The sequence below is a fragment of the Mesorhizobium sp. M0621 genome (genome assembly GCF_040320745.1).
Lineage (GTDB): Bacteria > Pseudomonadota > Alphaproteobacteria > Rhizobiales > Rhizobiaceae > Mesorhizobium.
Genome location: NZ_JAMYQF010000007.1, coordinates 98378 through 115937 on the forward strand (window position 1 = coordinate 98378; position 17560 = coordinate 115937).

At 63.8% G+C, this 17560-nt stretch carries 18 protein-coding genes; 6 read left to right on the forward strand and 12 right to left on the reverse strand.

Annotated elements, in window-relative coordinates; genetic code table 11:
• Positions 1-19: 19 nt before the first annotated feature.
• From NKI38_RS07345 to NKI38_RS07360, 4 genes are read right to left on the reverse strand one after another with little or no spacing between them, the layout of a single operon-like run.
• Entirely contained in the window at positions 20-1210 is a 1191-nt protein-coding gene (locus NKI38_RS07345; protein ID WP_352656011.1) for an ABC transporter substrate-binding protein, read from the reverse strand.
• Positions 1211-1235: 25 nt separating this feature from the next.
• Positions 1236-2405 carry an extracellular solute-binding protein gene (locus NKI38_RS07350; RefSeq protein WP_352656012.1) on the reverse strand — a complete coding sequence of 390 codons (1170 nt, stop codon included), beginning with the start codon at positions 2403-2405 and terminating at the stop codon, positions 1236-1238.
• Entirely contained in the window at positions 2402-3562 is a 1161-nt protein-coding gene (locus NKI38_RS07355; RefSeq protein ID WP_352656014.1) for a CaiB/BaiF CoA transferase family protein, read from the reverse strand. The genes NKI38_RS07350 and NKI38_RS07355 overlap by 4 nt, the downstream gene beginning before the upstream one ends.
• Positions 3563-3564: 2 nt before the next feature.
• On the reverse strand, positions 3565-4116 hold the full coding sequence (locus tag NKI38_RS07360; protein ID WP_352656016.1) for a MaoC family dehydratase: 552 nt from the start codon (positions 4114-4116) through the stop codon (positions 3565-3567).
• A gap of 199 nt (positions 4117-4315) precedes the next feature.
• On the opposite strand from NKI38_RS07360, the gene NKI38_RS07365 reads away from it, so the two are divergent.
• On the forward strand, positions 4316-5413 hold the full coding sequence (locus NKI38_RS07365) for a lactonase family protein (protein WP_352656017.1): 1098 nt from the start codon (positions 4316-4318) through the stop codon (positions 5411-5413).
• Between the two features lie 48 nt (positions 5414-5461).
• On the opposite strand, the gene NKI38_RS07370 is transcribed toward NKI38_RS07365, so the two are convergent.
• From NKI38_RS07370 to NKI38_RS07380, 3 genes are all read right to left on the reverse strand, one after another.
• Complete coding sequence (locus NKI38_RS07370) at positions 5462-6463, reverse strand: Tim44 domain-containing protein (RefSeq protein ID WP_352656019.1); 1002 nt, start codon at positions 6461-6463, stop codon at positions 5462-5464.
• A 74-nt stretch (positions 6464-6537) separates the two neighbouring features.
• A complete protein-coding gene (locus NKI38_RS07375; protein WP_352656145.1) occupies positions 6538-6816 on the reverse strand; it encodes a TFIIB-type zinc ribbon-containing protein in 279 nt (92 codons plus the stop codon).
• Positions 6817-7049: 233 nt separating this feature from the next.
• A complete protein-coding gene (locus NKI38_RS07380) occupies positions 7050-8039 on the reverse strand; it encodes a zinc-dependent alcohol dehydrogenase family protein (protein ID WP_352656021.1) in 990 nt (329 codons plus the stop codon).
• 101 nt (positions 8040-8140) lie between these two features.
• Between NKI38_RS07380 and NKI38_RS07385 the strand changes: the two genes are divergently transcribed.
• The 3 genes from NKI38_RS07385 to NKI38_RS07395 all read left to right on the forward strand — a co-directional run bounded on the left by NKI38_RS07385 (position 8141) and on the right by NKI38_RS07395 (position 11485).
• Positions 8141-9043, forward strand: coding sequence for a LysR family transcriptional regulator (locus NKI38_RS07385; protein WP_352656023.1), 903 nt, complete (start codon positions 8141-8143; stop codon positions 9041-9043).
• Positions 9044-9236: 193 nt separating this feature from the next.
• Complete coding sequence (locus NKI38_RS07390) at positions 9237-10883, forward strand: acetolactate synthase large subunit (protein ID WP_352656025.1); 1647 nt, start codon at positions 9237-9239, stop codon at positions 10881-10883.
• Between the two features lie 95 nt (positions 10884-10978).
• Complete coding sequence (locus NKI38_RS07395; RefSeq protein WP_352656027.1) at positions 10979-11485, forward strand: GntR family transcriptional regulator; 507 nt, start codon at positions 10979-10981, stop codon at positions 11483-11485.
• A 4-nt stretch (positions 11486-11489) separates the two neighbouring features.
• Here the strand turns inward: NKI38_RS07395 and NKI38_RS07400 are convergent, their stop codons facing one another.
• From NKI38_RS07400 to NKI38_RS07420, 5 genes are read right to left on the reverse strand one after another with little or no spacing between them, the layout of a single operon-like run.
• Positions 11490-12794, reverse strand: coding sequence for an NAD(P)/FAD-dependent oxidoreductase (locus tag NKI38_RS07400; RefSeq protein WP_352656029.1), 1305 nt, complete (start codon positions 12792-12794; stop codon positions 11490-11492).
• Positions 12791-13774: a branched-chain amino acid ABC transporter permease gene (locus NKI38_RS07405; protein ID WP_352656147.1), complete on the reverse strand. Its 984-nt coding sequence runs from the start codon at positions 13772-13774 to the stop codon at positions 12791-12793. The genes NKI38_RS07400 and NKI38_RS07405 overlap by 4 nt, the downstream gene beginning before the upstream one ends.
• Positions 13771-14679 carry a branched-chain amino acid ABC transporter permease gene (locus NKI38_RS07410; protein ID WP_352656031.1) on the reverse strand — a complete coding sequence of 303 codons (909 nt, stop codon included), beginning with the start codon at positions 14677-14679 and terminating at the stop codon, positions 13771-13773. The genes NKI38_RS07405 and NKI38_RS07410 overlap by 4 nt, the downstream gene beginning before the upstream one ends.
• The gene (locus NKI38_RS07415) at positions 14676-15425 is read right to left on the reverse strand and encodes a branched-chain amino acid ABC transporter ATP-binding protein (RefSeq protein WP_352656033.1); all 750 of its coding nucleotides are present in this window, start codon (positions 15423-15425) and stop codon (positions 14676-14678) included. Before NKI38_RS07415 ends, NKI38_RS07410 begins: the two co-directional genes overlap by 4 nt.
• Positions 15422-16219: an ABC transporter ATP-binding protein gene (locus tag NKI38_RS07420; RefSeq protein WP_352656035.1), complete on the reverse strand. Its 798-nt coding sequence runs from the start codon at positions 16217-16219 to the stop codon at positions 15422-15424. Before NKI38_RS07420 ends, NKI38_RS07415 begins: the two co-directional genes overlap by 4 nt.
• Positions 16220-16345: 126 nt before the next feature.
• On the opposite strand from NKI38_RS07420, the gene NKI38_RS07425 reads away from it, so the two are divergent.
• A complete protein-coding gene (locus NKI38_RS07425; protein WP_352656037.1) occupies positions 16346-17080 on the forward strand; it encodes a GntR family transcriptional regulator in 735 nt (244 codons plus the stop codon).
• Positions 17077-17559, forward strand: coding sequence for a DUF3830 family protein (locus NKI38_RS07430; protein WP_352656039.1), 483 nt, complete (start codon positions 17077-17079; stop codon positions 17557-17559). Before NKI38_RS07425 ends, NKI38_RS07430 begins: the two co-directional genes overlap by 4 nt.
• Position 17560: the final 1 nt, after the last annotated feature.

Sequence of the window (17560 nt, forward strand, 5' to 3'; positions counted from 1 at the left end):
CGTTCACTTCGCGCAGGCGTCACTTTGCACAGGCATCGGGCACCTTCGAATAATCCCAGCCCTTGGTCGGCGCCGGGTTCGAGAAATAGGCGTCGAGCCATTCTTCCGGCATCGGATCCGTCGGCGGGATCGGGAAAATCGAGACGGCATCCGTCGTCATGCAGTCCTTGTACCATTGGCCGAGATCGGCGCTGTGGACCGGCGGGATCGGGATCAGCAGCGTGTTCAGCTTCGGCTTCTGCCCGTCGAGCATGCGCTCGCCGACGCGGAACAGCGTCTCGGCGGTCCAGTGCGGCAGAACCGCATGGCCTTCGAAGCGGTATTTGTCGGGGTTGGCTTTCCAGTAGCCCAATGCATCGCCGGTGATCGAGCCGGTGATCAAGGGCGCCGGCCGGCCTGCCTCTGCGAAGGCTTCGGCAACGACGCGGCTTTCGCTGCCGGTCGTCCACACCGCATCGATCGGCGCCGGGTTGGTGGCGATCGCCTGCAACACCACGGTCTTGGTGACGTTGGCCGTCCAGTTACCGTTGACGTTGCGCGAGATCTTCAGCTTCGGATTTTCGGCCAGCGCCTTGTCTGCGCCCTGGCGCTCCTGCACCACGATCGGGTGGCCGGCAATGCCTTCGACCAGCAGGATGCTGGCGCCGTCCGGCTGCGCCTTGCCGATCGCCGTCATCATGTCATAGCCCCAGCGCGCATAGTTGGAATCGACATTGATCGCATTCGGGCTGGTCACCGAACCGGCTGCGGTGATGAACGGAATGCCGGCTTTGGCTGCAGCGTCGATGGCATCATCGAGCGCCGTCGCCGAGCCCGGGATCGAGGTGATGATCGAGCACTTCTTGTCGATGAAGGCGCGGATCTGGTTGATCTGCTGGCTGGCGTCGTTGTTGGAATCCGACACTTCGAAGCTGGATACGGTGCCGTCGGCGATCAGCCCGTCGACGAGGCGTTTCAGCTCCTTGGTCACCGTGACCCGCCACGGGTTGCCCTGGTAGGATTCCGAATGGCACCACTTCCACGGCTTCGGCGGCGCGGTGAAATTATCCCAGGCCGAAGGCAGCACCTTCTGCGGCGCGCCGTCATATTGCGCCTTGAGTTCGGTCGGCAGTGCGCCGACGACGCCTTGCACATCCTGGGCAAAGGCGGCGGTCGTGGCAAGCGAGGCTAGGGCGGTTGCGGCCAGCAGGCCACGGATCATTGCTGTCATCTTGTTCTCCTCCGTTCGGTTTCGTTCAGGCTCCTCCACCGGCAGCGCCGGACACCTGCGTGGGGGAACTTTCCCGAAACAGGCGATTGAGATCGGCAACGACCTGGGCGGCCTTGTGCCCATGGGTCATGCCGGAAAGGATGCGATCGGATGCTGCTTGCTGGAACGTCATGTAGCCGTCATGGCGCGGCCGTACCCATGCGCCTTCCAGCGTCACGCGCGTATCCCGATAGAAATTGCCGGTCGCTTCATTGACGGCCTGGTCCTCCCAGGCTGTGGCATGGCCGGGCTGGCCACCGGCGGCGGCATAGGGACCGCGCTGGACGTCGCCGCCGGCGACCCAGTAAGCGAAGTCGATCGCAGCGTCTCTGGCCTTGGAAAAGGCTGATACGGCTATGCCGGTGCCGCCGAGTGCCGAGCCGATGGGGCCATTCGAACCGACCACCGGAATGTCCGCGAAAGCCAGCCGGTTCTGACGAAAGCCAGTCGCCGCATAGGAGACGTAGCCATAGATCAGCGGCGCGCAGACGATCCTGGAATCGGCCTCTGCCATGCGCTCCGAGACCGCAATCGGATCCATCTCGAAACAGGCCGGCTCGACCAGCGCCGCAATCTCGCGCATCGCCTCGAAAACTTGGCTGCCGGTCTCGATGTCGATCAGATCGTGGGACGGATCGGTTGTGCAGGCATGACCGAGATTGCCGGCAAGCGTGTAGAACACCATCAGCACGTGGGGCGGGCGCAGCGGCAACAGCACACGGCCTTGCCGGGCTAGATCGAGCACATCGCTCCAGCCGGCCGGCGGCGCATCGATCGCGTCCGGCCGCCATGCCTGGACTTGGGCCGCCGCATCGATCGGAAACGCCCATTGCCGCCCCTGCCAGTTGTAGCTCGGATAGGACTGGCCGACGCTGCCCGAGACAAGTGCTGCGCGCTCTGTCTCGCGACCGGCGACATCCAGTGGCTCGAGACAGCGCTCGGCGGTGATCTGGCCGACATGCGGATGGTCGATGACGATAAGGTCATAGGCGCGCGCCAGATCCTCGACCGGGAAGGATTCGAAATCCTGCAGCGAGCGCTTGTCCCATTCGATGGTGATGCCGGTCTTCTGCTTCCACAGGGATGAGCAAGCGACCATCGGATCATAGCCGCGCGGATGGCTCCAGGTCATGCCCTTGAGTGCAGGCACGCTCACAGGCCGAACTCCTCGCGGATTGCCGCGCTGTGCTCGCCGATGCGCGGTGCCGCCTGATCGACCTTGGCTCTGATACCATCGACCCGGAGCGGCGAACTGGTGGTGAGGATGGAGACATCGTCCTCGCGCGTCACCGTCTGCAGCATGTCGAGCGACTGGAAGCCCTCGCTTGCCAGCATCTCCGGCCATGTCAGCACCTTGGCGCACCAGATGTCGGCGGGCTCGAGGATATCAAGCCATTCGTCGATGGTCTTGGTGGCGATCCTCTGCGCTATGATCGCCTTGATGTCGTCGCGTGCGGTGAACCATGATGCCGGCTTGTCGCGATAGGGCGCCAGTTCGTTGAGCGACAGCAGATCGGCAAGCTTGGGGATCGGCGTCATGGCGATGGCGAGATAACCGTCCTTGGCCGGGTAGACGCCATAGGGCGCCGACAGATAGGCATGTGCACTGCGGAAGCTGGAGCGGCGTGGCAAACGCCGGCCGTCGTTGAGATGCGTGGTCAGCACCTCGAACTGGAAGTCGACCAGCGCTTCCAGCAGACTGGTCTCGATATGGCTGCCCTGGCCGGTGATGCCGCGCCGCACCAGTGCCGCCAGGATGCCTTGCGCGCAGGCAGCACCGGCCAGCATGTCGCCAATGGCGAGCCCGAACGGCACCGGCCCCTGGTCTTCGTCGCCGTTCAGCCACATCACCCCGGAACGCGCCTGCGCCAGCAGGTCCTGGCCGGGCCGTTTGACCCAAGGGCCGTCCTCGCCATAGCCGCTGATCGAGGCATAGACCAGCCGTGGATTGATCTTGCGGACCGCCTCGTAGTCCAAGCTGAGCCGTTCGATGACGCCCGGCCGGAAATTCTGGATCAGCACGTCGGCCTTGGCCAGAAGGGTGCGCAGCGCCTTGAGGTCGGCCCCGTTCTTGAGGTCGATGGCAAGACTTTCCTTGGCCCGGTTGATGGCATGGAAGATCGTGGAATCGCCGCCGATCTCGGTGTCGCTGAGATAGAGCCGGCGCGACAGGTCGCCGCCATCCGGACGCTCGATCTTGATGACGCGCGCGCCGAGATCGAGCAGCCTGAGCGAGCAGTAGGGCCCGGACAGGAACTGGCTCATGTCGACGACGACGAGACCGGCGAGCGGCAATTCGGCTGCTGCCGGCATCGTTATTTCTCCGTCTTGCCGACGAAGTCGGCAGGGTTGCGGTACTTCACCGTCTGCAGATGCTCGCAATAGAGAACGAGCTCGCCTTCGCCCTTGAACACCTCGTAGCTGGCGCGTATCAGCCCCATTTCCTTGTAGCGGGGCTTCTTGTCGAGGTTGGAGCGGATCGAATAGATCGTGTCGCCGATGAAGACAGGCTTTATGAAACGCAGTCTGTCGTAGCCATAGGAAAAGGCGTTGACGCAATTGGTCGCGACCAGCCCCAGCCCAGCAGAGAAGACAAAGGCACCGGCGATCAGCCGCTTGCCGAAAATGCCTTCGTTCTCGGCAAACATCTGGTCCTGCACATAAGGGTGGATGTCGAGCACCAGTGTGTTGAACAGATGGCTCTCGCCTTCCGCCATGGTGCGGCGCAACGAGCGGATTTTCTGGCCGACCGGCCAGTCCTCATAGAACCAGTTTTCGGCGTTCCACACCGGCAGCGCGGCATGCTCTTCGGGCATGTCCTTGGGATGCGTCGAGGCGACGCCGACCGTATGCGCGAAATCGTTCATGGCTGGCTCCGCCAGTCCTGCCGGAGGTTCCGTGCAACCATTTGAACACGCGTCAAGGCGCCTGTATGCACGACGTCTCCTCCCGTCAATCTTCTTTTGTAAATAGTATTTTCACATATGGGGTTGCGTTGCAAGCGTGAACAGGCGAAATTTTGGCAGCTTCCGCGCGCCGAAGCGGCGGCGGGCAGGGGAGGAAAACATGCGCGAGGATTGTCTGGTCTTTGTCGGCAGCCTGAACCGTGAGGCGCCATATTTTCAGGGCGCGCGCGGCATTGGTCTCGGCGTCTACAGCTTCGACGAAGCGACGTTCGAAACGCGAAAACTGGCCGAGACCAACGACGTCGACAATCCGACATTCCTGTCGGTGACGCCGGACGGTTCACGCGTCTATGCCAATTCGGAAGTATTCACCTGGCGCGAGGGGACCGTCTCCGCCTACAGATTCGATCGTGCTTCGAGCACGCTGAGTTACCTGAACAAGCAGCCATCCCTTGGCAGCATCACTGCCCACAACACCATCACCCGCGATGGGACGAAGCTGCTGGTTGCCAATTACGGCATGGGCGAGGGTGGTCCGGATCGCGCCGTGGCTGTCTATGGATTCGACAAGGACGGCGCGCTGTCGGCGCCACTGGCCAGCGTCTCGCACAAGGGCACGGGCCCGAATCCGGCGCGGCAGGAACGCTCGCATGCCCACAGCGTCACCGAAACCGTTGCCGGTGGCACGGCCATCGTCGCCGACCTTGGCATCGACCGTCTGGTGTCCTACCGAATCGAGCACGACGGCAATCTTGCCAAGCTCGCCGAGTCCGCCTTGCCGCAGGGCGCCGGCCCGCGCCATCTCGCACTGCACCCCAACGGGCGTTTCGTCTTCGTCATGAACGAACTGGATTCGACAATCGTGTCGATGTCATTGGACGAAGCCAACGGCAAGTTGTCGTTCATCGATGCCCAGCCGGCGGTGCCGGCCGAAGCGCGTGACAGCAATCATTGCGCCGATATCCAGATTTCGCCGGATGGCCGTTTTGTCTACGGCTCCAACCGTGGCCATGACAGCGTCGTCATCATGGCAGTCGACCAGCAGACCGGTTCGCTGAGCCTCGTCGGCTATGTCCCCTGCGGCGGTGCGACGCCGCGCAATCTGGCGCTGACGCCGTCAGGCGGCCATCTGTTCTCGGCCAACCAGAATGCCGACCGCATCTCGATCTTCGCCCGCGACGCCGACAGCGGCACGCTGACCGACACCGGGCGGGCCATCGAGATCGGCACGCCGATGTGCGTCAAGATCGTGCGCTGAACGACCGCAACTCCAACTGCATCCGAGCTGCGGGAAAACCGGCTGGGCTCAAGCCTGTTGGATTGCCGAGAGCTTCCAGTTCGAGCCATTCTCACGCACGAATGTCCACAACTCGGTCGTCTCTGTCGGATGATTATCGTCGCCCTCGACGACCTTGCCGCTGACCCGTTCCCGCGTCACGTCGCGAGACTCGTAGCGCAACGCAGCCGTGGCGTAGTCGCGGTCATCCTCGCGCCAGCTTTCCGCGATGTCGGCCTGCAGCAAAGTGATGTCCGTTACCTCGTTCCTGAGACCTTTCTGGGCATTGTCGGCCAACTCTTCGGACAGATAGGACACCATCTCGGGTGTCACCGCCCGGCGCAGGGCGGCATGGTCTTCGCGCCCGAATGCTTCCTGGACATCGGTCAACAGCTGCTGGAATGCGTTGAGGTCGGTCTGGGCCAGCGTGATCTCCTCAGAGGCGGCGGCCGGAGAGCCTCCGCCCGAACCGCCGCCAAAGCCGGGGATTGTGAAGGAGCTTGCAGTCTGCTGCTGTGCCGTAGCGCGATTCTCAAACCTCGAAGCCTGGGCATTGGAACCTTGGGCATTGCCGGCACCGGCGAGCGCCTGGGCGGGACTGCGCGCCGATTGCGACCGGAAGAACCTGATAGCCAGCATGATTGCGCCACCGATGAGCAGCGCCTGAAGCAGGAAACCGAACATGCCCGCCAGGCCGCCGAAGCCTTGGCCCACGAGCAGGCCGATCAGGCCGCCGAGCAGCAGGCCGCGCATCATCGTTCCACCGAAGCCGCTCATGAAGCCGGGCCGCTGCAAGCCGGCCTGCGGCTGCCGGGCCGCGCTGTTCACACCGGTGTTGGGCGTCATCGAACGCTCGACCGGAGCGGTCGGCGCTGGCGCGGTTCTGGTCGGGGGTGCCGATTGGAACGTACGCATGCCGCGACTGCCGAAACTGCCGCCGCGACGGGCCTCGGCATGATCCATCGCGACCATGGAGAATGCGAGGAAGAGTCCTGCAAAGAGAGCTGCAAATCGGCTTGTGCGGGAAATCATCGGGATGGACCTTTATCGATGCGGGTTTCGGAAATTTTCAGCAGACGCCGGCCCGGGTATCGGGCGTCATGCGGTCAATCGAACAACTCTTCGAAGAATGATTTCTTCCGCTTCGGATAGCGGTGGCCCTGCGAGCGGGAATAATCGTCGTGTCGCGGTTGGGAGAAGGCTGCCGACTGCGGCGCAGGCGCCGCTTCCCTGCCGGAACGCTCGATGATCTTGTCGAGTTCGCCTCGATCAAGCCAGACGCCGCGGCACTGCGGACAGTAATCGATCTCGATACCCTGGCGTTCGCTCATCACGAGCGCGACGCGGCAGGAGGGGCAAGTCATACCAAGGAGGGAAGATGTCATGTGGGGCTCCAAACCGAAAAAGATTGAGCCCGCTTGACCGAAAAGAATGGAAACGGGCCCATTAAAGCGGTCCGACATCACAATCGCCAACAGCGAGAGTCAGAGGGGCCCGGCCCGCACGGGACAATTAGGAATGCAGAGCCGCGCCTTCAAGGGCGATCTTCTCAGCAAAGGTGATTTGTTCGCCAACTCTGCTCAAACCGTCACCACGATCTCAGATCGTCACCACGATCTCAGATCGTCACCACGATCTTGCCGAATTGCTCGTTCGACTCCAGGTAGCGGTGCGCCTCGACGATCTGGTCGAACGCGAAGGTCCGGTCGATAATCGGCTTTAGAGTCCCGGTTTCTAGTCCTTCAAGGATGAACGCCTTGGCTGCCTCCAGTTTGGCCGGGTTGCCGGTGATCTCATGGACAAGGTAACCGCGCAGCGTCAGCGTCTTGGCCAGCACCGCAGGCAGCGGGAACGGGGTCGGCTCGCGGCTCAGGCCACCATATTCGATGAGAATGCCGCCCTTTGACATCGCGGCCGTCAGTGGCTCGAAGATCGGACCACCGATGGCGTCCAATACCACACGCACACCTTGCGATCCGGTGATTTCATTCAGCCGTGTGGTGATATCTTCCTCAGCCAGGACCACGACATGCGCCGCACCGGCGTCGAGGAGAGCCTGCTTCTTGGCCAATGTTCGCGTCACCGCGATCGCCGTCGCGCCGATCCTGTTGGCGATCTGGATTGCGGCAAGTCCGACGCTGCTTGAGGCGGCCGTGATGACAACGGCATCTCCACCGCCAAGCCGGGCGATATCGATCAGCGCGCCATAGGCGGTGAGATACTGCATCCAGACCGCCGCCGCCGTCTGCCAGTCGAGCGATGGCGGGTGCTTGACGATGAGCCCTGCAGGATAGGTGATCAACTCGCCATAGGCCGGCCAGCGGATCATCGATTGCGGCGGGATGACACTGACCGCGTCCCCCGACGCGAAGTCGTTCACGCCTTCGCCCGCGGCCTCGATAATACCCGCCGCTTCGAGGCCAAGCCCGGAAGGCAGCGTCGGCATCTCGATATAGGCACCCGCGCGCAGCAGTGCCTCGGCGCGATTGAGGCCGAGCGCCTTGACGCGGATTTGGACTTCGTCCGGACCCGGTCGGGGCAATTCGACATCCTCGATGCGCAGAACCTCGGGACCACCATGCTGGTGAAAGCGAACCACACGTACCATTCGGGAGACTCCAAATTATCTGAACCGAATGAGCTATGCAGCCAAGCTTGCCGAGGATAAATGGCTGCAAAGAGGAACAGTAGAAACCAGGAGTTCCGAATATGGATCGGCTTGAGAGCATGGCCGTGTTCGTCAAGGCGGTCGACCTCGGTTCGTTCGCGGCCGCGTCGGTCGCACTAGATCTGTCTGGACCGATGGTTGGGAAACATGTCCGGTTTCTTGAGGAACGCCTGGGGGTGCGCCTGCTCAACCGGACCACGCGCCGGCAGAGCCTGACCGACTTCGGGCGCGCCTACTATGAACGCTGCCGGGTGGTACTGGCCGAGGCCGACGCCGCTGATGCGCTCGCCGCCGACCAGTTTTCGGAGCCACGTGGAAAACTGCGTGTCACCATGCCGGCGCATTTCGGCCGCCACTGCGTGACGCCCGTGCTGCTAGGGTTGGCGCGGCAATATCCGATGCTGGAACTCGACCTGTCGCTCGGCGACCGCTTCGCCGATCTTGCCGAGGATGGCTACGACCTTGCCATCCGAACTGGTACCCTTGACGACAAGGCCGGCGTGATCGCGCGCCGCGTCGCGCGCCAGGGCATGGTCGTCTGCGCAGCGCCGTCTTATCTCCAATGCCACGGCGAACCGCGGCACATCGACGATCTCGCCGACCATCAGGCGATTGTCTACCGTCGGCTTGGCCAGATCGTTCAGCCGTGGCTGTTTGCGGGCGAGGGGCAACCCACGCAAGAGATCATGCCAACAGGCCGGCTGCGGCTCGACGATCTCGATGCCATCGCCGACGCGGCTGTCGAGGGCATGGGGCTAGCCTGGCTGCCCTCCTGGCTGGTCCGAGCCCGCATTCAGGCCGGCGCGCTGGTCGCGCTGCTGCCGGACCAGCCGCGATATCTCTACGACTGCCACGCCCTTTGGCTGCAGACGCCGCATCTGCCGCTGAAGGTGCGGCTTGCCGTCGATGCGCTGGCGGCCGCCTTGCCGAAGTCGATGGCCTAACCGTAGCGTCCGCCTCTCGGTTGAGATTGCGCCGATATTCCCTGCCCTTGGCACGGTCGACGATCAGTTCATCAATTCGGATTTCTTCTGCAAAGCCGGTAAAAGAGTGCACGCATGGGGCCTTTGAGGCGTCGTGTTCCAGTGCCATATGAAAGTGGCTGACTGAATGAGCGCATTGTGGGAGGGACGGTTTATGACCAAAGGTTCAGATCTGTTCGTCGCGGCCCTTGAGAACGAAGGGGTCGAACGGATTTTCGGCATTCCGGGCGAAGAAAATCTCGATATCGTCGAATCCATCCGCCGCTCCTCGATCCAGCTGATCCTGACCCGCCACGAGCAGGCGGCCGCCTTCATGGCCGCCACCTATGGCAGGCTCACCGGCAAGCCAGGTGTGTGCATCACCACGCTTGGCCCGGGCGCGCTCAATCTTTCGACCGGTTCGGCCTATGCGCTGCTCGGCGCGATGCCGATGATCATGATCACCGGTCAGAAGGGCATCCTGTCATCCCGGCAGGCGCGCTTTCAGATCGTCGACATAGTCGCGGCGATGAAGCCGCTGACCAAGCTGTCGCGCCAGATCGTCTCGCCGAAGATGATCCCGTCGCTGGTGCGCGAAGCTTTCCGTGTTGCCCAGGAAGAGCGACCGGGGCCCGTGCATCTGGAGTTGCCGGAAGACATTGCAGCGGCGGAGTGCGAGCCGATCGCACTGGTGCCGACGCACCCGGTCGAACTGCCGCTGGCCAGCCCGGGCGCGCTTGATCGCGCCGCCCGTATGATCATGGAAGCCAGGCGTCCGCTGTTGATGTTCGGCGCGGCGGCGTCGCGGCCGCGCTTGACCTCCGATCTCGCGCAGTTCGTGCTGCGCACGCAAATTCCCTATTTCACCACGCAGATGGGCAAGGGCACCGTGCCCGGCGGCACCGAGCTCTATATGGGAACAGCAGCCCTTTCGGAGCGCGACTATGTGCACGAGGCCATCGAGCAGGCCGATCTGATCATCACCATCGGTCACGACACGGTCGAGAAGCCGCCCTTCATCATGGGGGCGAAGGGGCCGAAGGTGATTCATGTCGGCTATCAAACGGCCGATGTCGAGCAGGTCTATTTCCCACAGGCCGAAATCGTCGGCGACCTCGGGCCTTCGCTGGCGCTACTGGCCGACCGCATCGAGGGCAACATTCCCAATGCGCAGGCCCTGCTGTCGCTGCGGGAAGGCATTTTGAGCCGGATCGCAGCGCGCGCCACCGAAGACCGCTTCACGCCGCAGCGCATCGTGCATGACGTGCGCGCCGTGATGCCGGCGGACGGCATCCTCTCCCTCGACAATGGCATGTACAAGATCTGGTTCGCGCGCAACTACCGGACGCGCATGGCAAACACGCTGCTGCTCGACAATGCGCTGGCCACAATGGGCGCGGGCTTGCCGTCGGCGATGATGGCGGCACTGCTCTATCCACAGCGCCGTATCATGGCCATCTGCGGCGACGGCGGCTTCATGATGAACAGCCAGGAAATGGAAACCGCCGTCAGGCTCGAGCTTAACCTCGTCGTCCTGCTGCTCGAGGATCACGCCTACGGCATGATCCGCTGGAAGCAGGCGGTCGACGAGTTTCCGGATTTTGGCATGACCTTCGGCAATCCCGACTTCGTGAAATATGCCGAGGCCTATGGCGCCAAGGGGACCAGGGTTGGCGAGATCGCTGAATTACGGCCAACGCTGGAGCAGGCCTTCGCCGGCGGCGGCGTGCACCTCGTCGTCGTGCCCATCGACTATTCCGAAAACATGAGGGTGCTTGTCGACGAGTTGCGCGAGCGGCTGCCAGTGACCCAGGTATCCTGACGGCAGCGGCAACGCCGCGGTCAGGATTGCCTGGATGTAATAGACCTATCCAGATCGGCCGCGGCCGGATGGCTACGCGGCAAGGACAAGCTCCGATGTGCCGCGCAGCCGAAGTTTCTAGGCTGCTCGAGATGCAGAACAACCGCTCGGTCATCGTGCCGCTGCTGTCCGCCCCTGCCTTCGAGGAACTGACTCGCATCCGCATCGCCGTCGAGGGGCTGGCGGGCGAGATGGCGGCGACCAGGATGACCAAAAGCGGACTGGTCGACATCCAGGCTACGCTCGCCGGTATGCAGCGTGCCATCGAGGCCGGCGACGCCAGGGCCTATCTCTCGTTGAACGAGGCCTTCCATTTCGCCATCTACCAGCACGCCGGCGCGCCGATCCTTTTGAACATGATCCGCGATCTCTGGGGTCGGGTCGGGCCCTATCTCAAGCTGCTGATGCAGGCCGACCGCTACATCCCGCGGTCGAATGACGCGCATCGCAAGATCGTCGCCGCACTGGAGCAGCGCAGCGGTCCCACAGTGCGGATTTTCATAGAAGAGGATATCGCCACGGCGGCCGCGGTTCTGTCGGCAAACCTTGGCAAGGTGAAGTGACTGCCTAGCTCGTCCTGTCCAGCCGATCGCGCAGCATGCTCCAGCCGAGCAGCATGTTGGGCGCATGCCGCAGCAAGGCATGGAACGGGATTGGTGCTGGCGGCCCGAAAGGCAGCGGCAAGTCACGGGCGTCGGTTCCAGCGGCCCAATCGGCCAGCACCTTGCCCATCGCCGTGGTCATGGCAATGCCGCGGCCGTTGCAGGCGCGCCCGGCGATCATGCCGGGACCGAGGTCGATCAGATGTGGCAGGAAATCCGGTTCGACGGCAGCCATTCCCGACCAGCTGTAGGCAAGTGGCGGCAAGTCGGGCAGACCGAGATGCCGCCCAAGCCGCCGCCAGATCGCCTGCGGCACGCGCGTATCGGCGCCGGCGCCAAGAATATGCATTCCGCCGCTGATCAGCCGGTTTTCGGCGTCGAAGCGGAAGGTGAAGAGATTGCGCCTGGTGTCGCCGACGCCTTGCTCACCGGGAAGCAACCGGCTGCGCACATCACGAGGCAGTGGCGCTGTCGCGATCTGGAAGACTTTCAGCGGAAAATAGGTTCGCTGCAATGACGGATTGAGGGACCAACCATAGGCGTTGGTGGCGATCAACACCTTGGCGGCGCGTACCGATCCCGAAGACGTTTTCAGCATCCAATCATCGGCCATGCGATCAACCGAGGTGACGCGCGTCCGCTCGAAGATATTCGCGCCGGCTTTCTCCGCCGCATCGGCGAGCCCGCGCGCGTATTCGACCGGATTGAGCACGCCGCCAGAACGATCCATCCAGCCGCCGACATAGCCTGGCACGCCCGTCAGTGCCTCGACATCCTGCCGGTCCAATGTGACTGCCGGCCGGCCACGCCGTGCCCATTGCCCGGCACGTGACTTGACCTTGTCGAAGGCGGCAGGCGAATGTGCCGGCTGGATCCATCCGCTCTGCACCGCGTCGCAGTCGATGCCATGCTGCCGGATCAGGCGAAACACCAGGTCGGCGCTGCCGGCGGCGAAATCGATCAGTCTTTCGCCGCGCGAAGGTCCGAGGTGGGCCATTATGTCGACCGGGTCCATCTTGGCGAAGTTCGGCACGACGAAGCCGGCATTCCTGCCGGTCGCGCCCCAGGCGATGAATTCGGCTTCGAGAACGGCGACGGAAAATCCTTTCTCGGCGGCGTGCAGTGCGGTTGAAAGGCCGGAAAAGCCGCCGCCGACTATGGCTAGGTCGACATCGAGCCCGCCTTGCAGCGCCGGCCGCTCGCGGCGATTGCGGCTGACCGCATGCCAGAGCGAAGCGCCACGCGCCTCCTGCCTGATCACTGCATTCATAACCCGGAACTGCTCTTGGCTTGAGCGATCTTCACTCGCTTGCCGAACCATGGCCGCCGCGGCCTGTCGCCGAACAGGCCGTTGGGCCGGATCAGCAGGATGACGCAGAGCATGACACCGATGGCGGCGATCTGCAGCGCGGCGGCGCGCGCCTGCTGTTCCGGCGGGAACAGTACGCTGGTCAACGTGCCCGATCCGGCCCATATCGCCCACACCAGGATGCTGCCGATGACGGCGCCGAGATTGCTGCCCGAGCCACCGACGATCAGCATCACCCAGACCTGGAAGGTCAGGATCGGCAGGTAATTGTCCGGCGCGATGAAGCCGGTGAAATGCGCTTGCAGCGCGCCGGCCAGCGCCATGATCGCGCCGCCGACGGCAAAGGCCTGGACGCGATAGAAACGTGCGCTTTTGCCAAGCGAGATCGCCGCCCGCTCATCCTCGCGCAGCGCCTTCAGCACGCGTCCCCACGGGCTGCGCGACAGATGCTCCAGAGCGAGATAGGCGATCAGTGTCACCACCGAGACGATGGCGAGGTTCGACAGGTTGAATAGAAGAGGCGTCTCGGCAAGGCTGCCGAAGGGGCGCGGAATGAAGCCGATGCCGAACGGACCGCCGGTCAGCTTCTGCGCGTTGAGCGCGACCAGTTGCACGACGACGGCGACGCCAAACGTGGTGATCGCCAGATAGTCGGACCGCAGCCGCAGCGTCGCCATGCCGGTGAGGGCCGCGGCGATGCCACCGATGACCATGGCGCCTGCCCAGCCGACAAGGATCGGCAGGCCGAAGCCGCCCAGCCGCGCGGCATCGTCCGGTGTGGTCAGCAGCGCCGAGGTGTAAGCGCCGATGGCGACGAAGCCGGCGAGGCCGACATTGAACAGGCCGGTCAGGCCCCACTGCAAATTGAGCCCCAGCGTGACCAGCGAGAAGATCAGCGCGGTGGTCAGGAAGAAGGCACCGTAGCCGAGCAGGTCCATCAGCGTTCCCTCACACCAAACAGGCCGATCGGCCGCACGAACAGCACCGCCATCAGGATGATGAAGGAGACCGCGGCGCGCCATTCCGCGCCGATCAACTGCACGGCACCGGCTTCGGCGAGCCCGATGATCAGGCCGCCGAGCACGGCGCCGGGGATGCTGCCGATGCCGCCGAGAATGGCGGCGGCAAACATCGGCAGCAGCATGTCGAAGCCCATGAATGGTCGGATTTGCACCAGAATGCCGATCATCACGCCGGCCACGCAGGCGAGCGCCCCGCCGATGACCCAGGTGACGCGCACCACGCCGGCGACGTCGATGCCGACGATGCGGGCCAATGCCGCGTTCTGGCTCAAGGCCTGCATCGAGCGGCCGGTTTGCGTGCGCGTCATCAACAGATGCACGCCGAGCACCATCACGGCGGTCAATAGCAAAAGCGCGACCTGATCCGGCGTGATGCGGATGCCGAATCCGACCGGCATGGCGATCTGGATCGCCCGGCTGAAATAGGTCGGCCGAGAGCTGAAGGTGAATTCGAGCAGACTCCGGAGCGCCATCGAGGCACCGAAGCTCGCCATCACCACGATGATCGCCTGGCCTTGTGAGCGCAGCCGCGCGAACAGCACTCTGTCGAGCAGCAGCGCCAACAGGGCGGTGAAGGCCATGCCGACGACCAGTGCGACAATCAGCGGCCAGCCGAAGGAGAGGGGAGCAATGGGTGCCACCTTGCCGACCATCGCGCCGATGGCGCTGACGACGGCCAGCGTCGCATAGGTGCCCCAGGCCATGAAGTCGCCATGGGCGAAGTTCGAGAAGCGCAGGATCGAATAGGTGAGCGTCACGCCGATGGCGCCAAGGCCGATCATCGAACCTGTCAGCAGCCCGTCGACGATGAATTGCAGGCTCATGCCCCACCTCCTATGTCGGGCTTACGGGGGCGCTGGCCAAGATAGAGTTCGGCGACGACCGGATCGTTCCACAGTTCGGCGGCGACGCCCTCGTGCCGGTCCTTGCCTTCGACCAGCACATAGGCGCGGTCGCCGATGGCGAGCGCTGCCTTGGCATTCTGTTCGACCAGCAGGATGGTGACGCCGGATTTGCGGATGCCGGCCAGCATCTCGAACACCATCGAGACGAATTTCGGCGACAGACCGGCCGATGGTTCGTCGAGCACCAGCACCTTGGGGTGGACGATCAGCGCCCGTGCGACGGCCAGCATCTGCCGTTGTCCGCCCGACACGTTGCCGGCGGCGGTGCGACGCTGGAGGATGAGATCGGGAAACGCCGCATACATCTCCTCGATGCGGCCGGGGATTTCGCGCCGTTCGAGGATGCCGCAGGCGACTTTCAGATTGTCCTCGACCGACATCAGCGGGAAGATGTTTTCGGTCTGCGGCACGAAGGCCAGGCCAAGCCGCACCATGGTGTGGGCGGGGGCGGCAGTGATGTCCTTGCCGTCCAGAAACACCGTGCCGCCGGAGATCGGGACGAGACCGGCAATGGCCTTGATGAAGCTCGACTTGCCGGCGCCGTTGGGACCGAGCACGACGACAATCTCGCCCTTGCCGACGGTGATCGAGGCGCCACGCACGATCGGCACGCCGGGCTCGTAACCGGCTTCGAGGTCGCGGACATCGAGGACGGTCTCGCTCATGCGGTGCCTCCGAGATAGGCCTCGATGACGCGCGGGTCGCGTGCGACCTGTTCGGCCGTGCCTTCGCTGAGCAATTGGCCGCTCGCCATGACGAGGACGCGATGGCAGAGCCGCGTCACCATGTCGATGTTGTGCTCGATCAGCAGGAAGGTGATGCCGCGCGCATTGATGTCGCGGATGCGGTCGATGATGACTTCGAGCAGCGTTGCGTTGACGCCGGCCGCCGGCTCGTCGAGCAGGATGATCGCAGGGTCTGCCATCATGACGCGGGCGAGTTCGAGCAGCTTGCGCTGGCCGCCGGAAAGCACGCGCGCCGGCTCATGCGCAAGATGGGTGAGGGTGACCAGTTCCAGCAGTTCGAGCGCCTTTGTCCTGGCGGCTCTTTCCTGCGCGGCGACGCGCCATGGCGTCACGAAATTGGCGAGCAGCCTTTCGCCGGCCTGGCCCTGTGCCGCCAGCATGATGTTTTCGATCAGCGTCAGGTTGGGCAGCGGGCGCGGGATCTGGAAGGTGCGGCCAAGACCACGGCCGATGCGCAGATGTGCGGCTTCGCCCGAGACAGGCGTGCCATTGAGAAGGATCTCGCCGCTGGTCGGCAATATGCTGCCGGCGAGCAGATCGAACATCGTTGTCTTGCCGGCGCCGTTGGGGCCGATCAGGCCGAGGATTTCTCCAGCTCTGACGTCGAACGAGACATCGTTGACGGCGACAAGGCCGCCGAACCGCCTGACGACATTCCTTGCCGTCAGAACCGGCGCGCGGGTTTCCCCTTGCCGTTTGGTTGCCTCGCTCATCAAACCCTCTGGCCGAAGACGATCGTTGCCGTCTCCTGATTATGATTTGTGATCACACTTGCTTTGATCACGCTATTCGGGTTTAATTTCATCCGCAAGCCGAAAACCGGCCAAGAACGGAATTCCATGCAGAAGGCTGCCATCGAAAAGAACAACGAGGCGATCGCGGCCCAGCTTGCGCCGGTCGGCCGCGAAACGGTGCAGGATCGTGTCTATTCCGAATTGCGCCGCGCCTTGATCGGCGGTCTGTTCGAACCAAGTCAGGTGCTGACCATCCGTGGCCTGGCCGATGCGCTGGTCACCTCGACCATGCCGGTGCGCGAGGCGCTCGGCCGGCTGATCACGGAAAAGGCGCTGGAGGCGCTGCCCAACCGTTCGGTGCGCGTGCCGCCGATCACTCTGGAACGCCTCGACGATCTCTTGCGAGCCCGCATCCTGATCGAGGGCGAGGCGATCGCGCTGGCCGCCGCCCGCATGGGGCCGCGCCAGATCGCGACCATCGAAACCATTCTCGGCGAGTGGGACGAGATGCGGGCGCTGAAACACAAGAAGGACGTCGATCGCGAGGTGACGCTCAACCAGAGCTTTCACTTCGAGATCTACCGCTCCTGTGGATCGGCCGTGCTGATCCCGATGATCGAGAGCCTTTGGCTGCAATCGGGCCCCTGCATTCGTGTCGCCATCTACGCCTTCTCGGAGGCCGGCGAGGTCGACACCGCCCAGTATCACCGCCGCATCGTTACGGCGCTGGCCACGCAGGATGCGCAGGCGGCGCGCGAGTCGCTGGTCGCCGACATCAGCCGCCCCTTCACCTTCCTGCGCAGCAAGCTGCAGGCCGCCGCCGCGAAAGACCAGACATGACCTCCATCAACATCACCGAGCCGCGCTCGCAGCTTTCCGTCACGGCGTTGTTGCTGCCCGAGAAGGCACCGGAAAACGCTGCCTTCCTCTTGGCCTATCTCGGCATGCCACGCGTCGTCCCGGGCATCCATGCGATGTGGACAGGGCCGGAAATCTCCTGTCCGGTTCCATCAGCCGATCTCGAGGGCCAGACCTATGCCAGGCCATTGCCGGCCGAGAACGCGACGTTGACGCCGCAGCCGGGCGACATCGTGCTGTCCTTCGTGCCGCCGCGCATGTGGGGCGGCAATCCCAATGCGATCTTCGACATCGGCCTCTACTACGGGCAGGGCGCGCGGCTCTTGTTCCCGATCGGCTGGCTCGCCGGCAGCGTTGTGGCGCAAGTGCGCGCCGAAGAGCGTGATCAGTTCGCCGCCGCATGTGGGGTGATCCGGCGCAACGGTGCCTGCGACGTCACCTTCAGCCTGGTGGAGGCCTGAA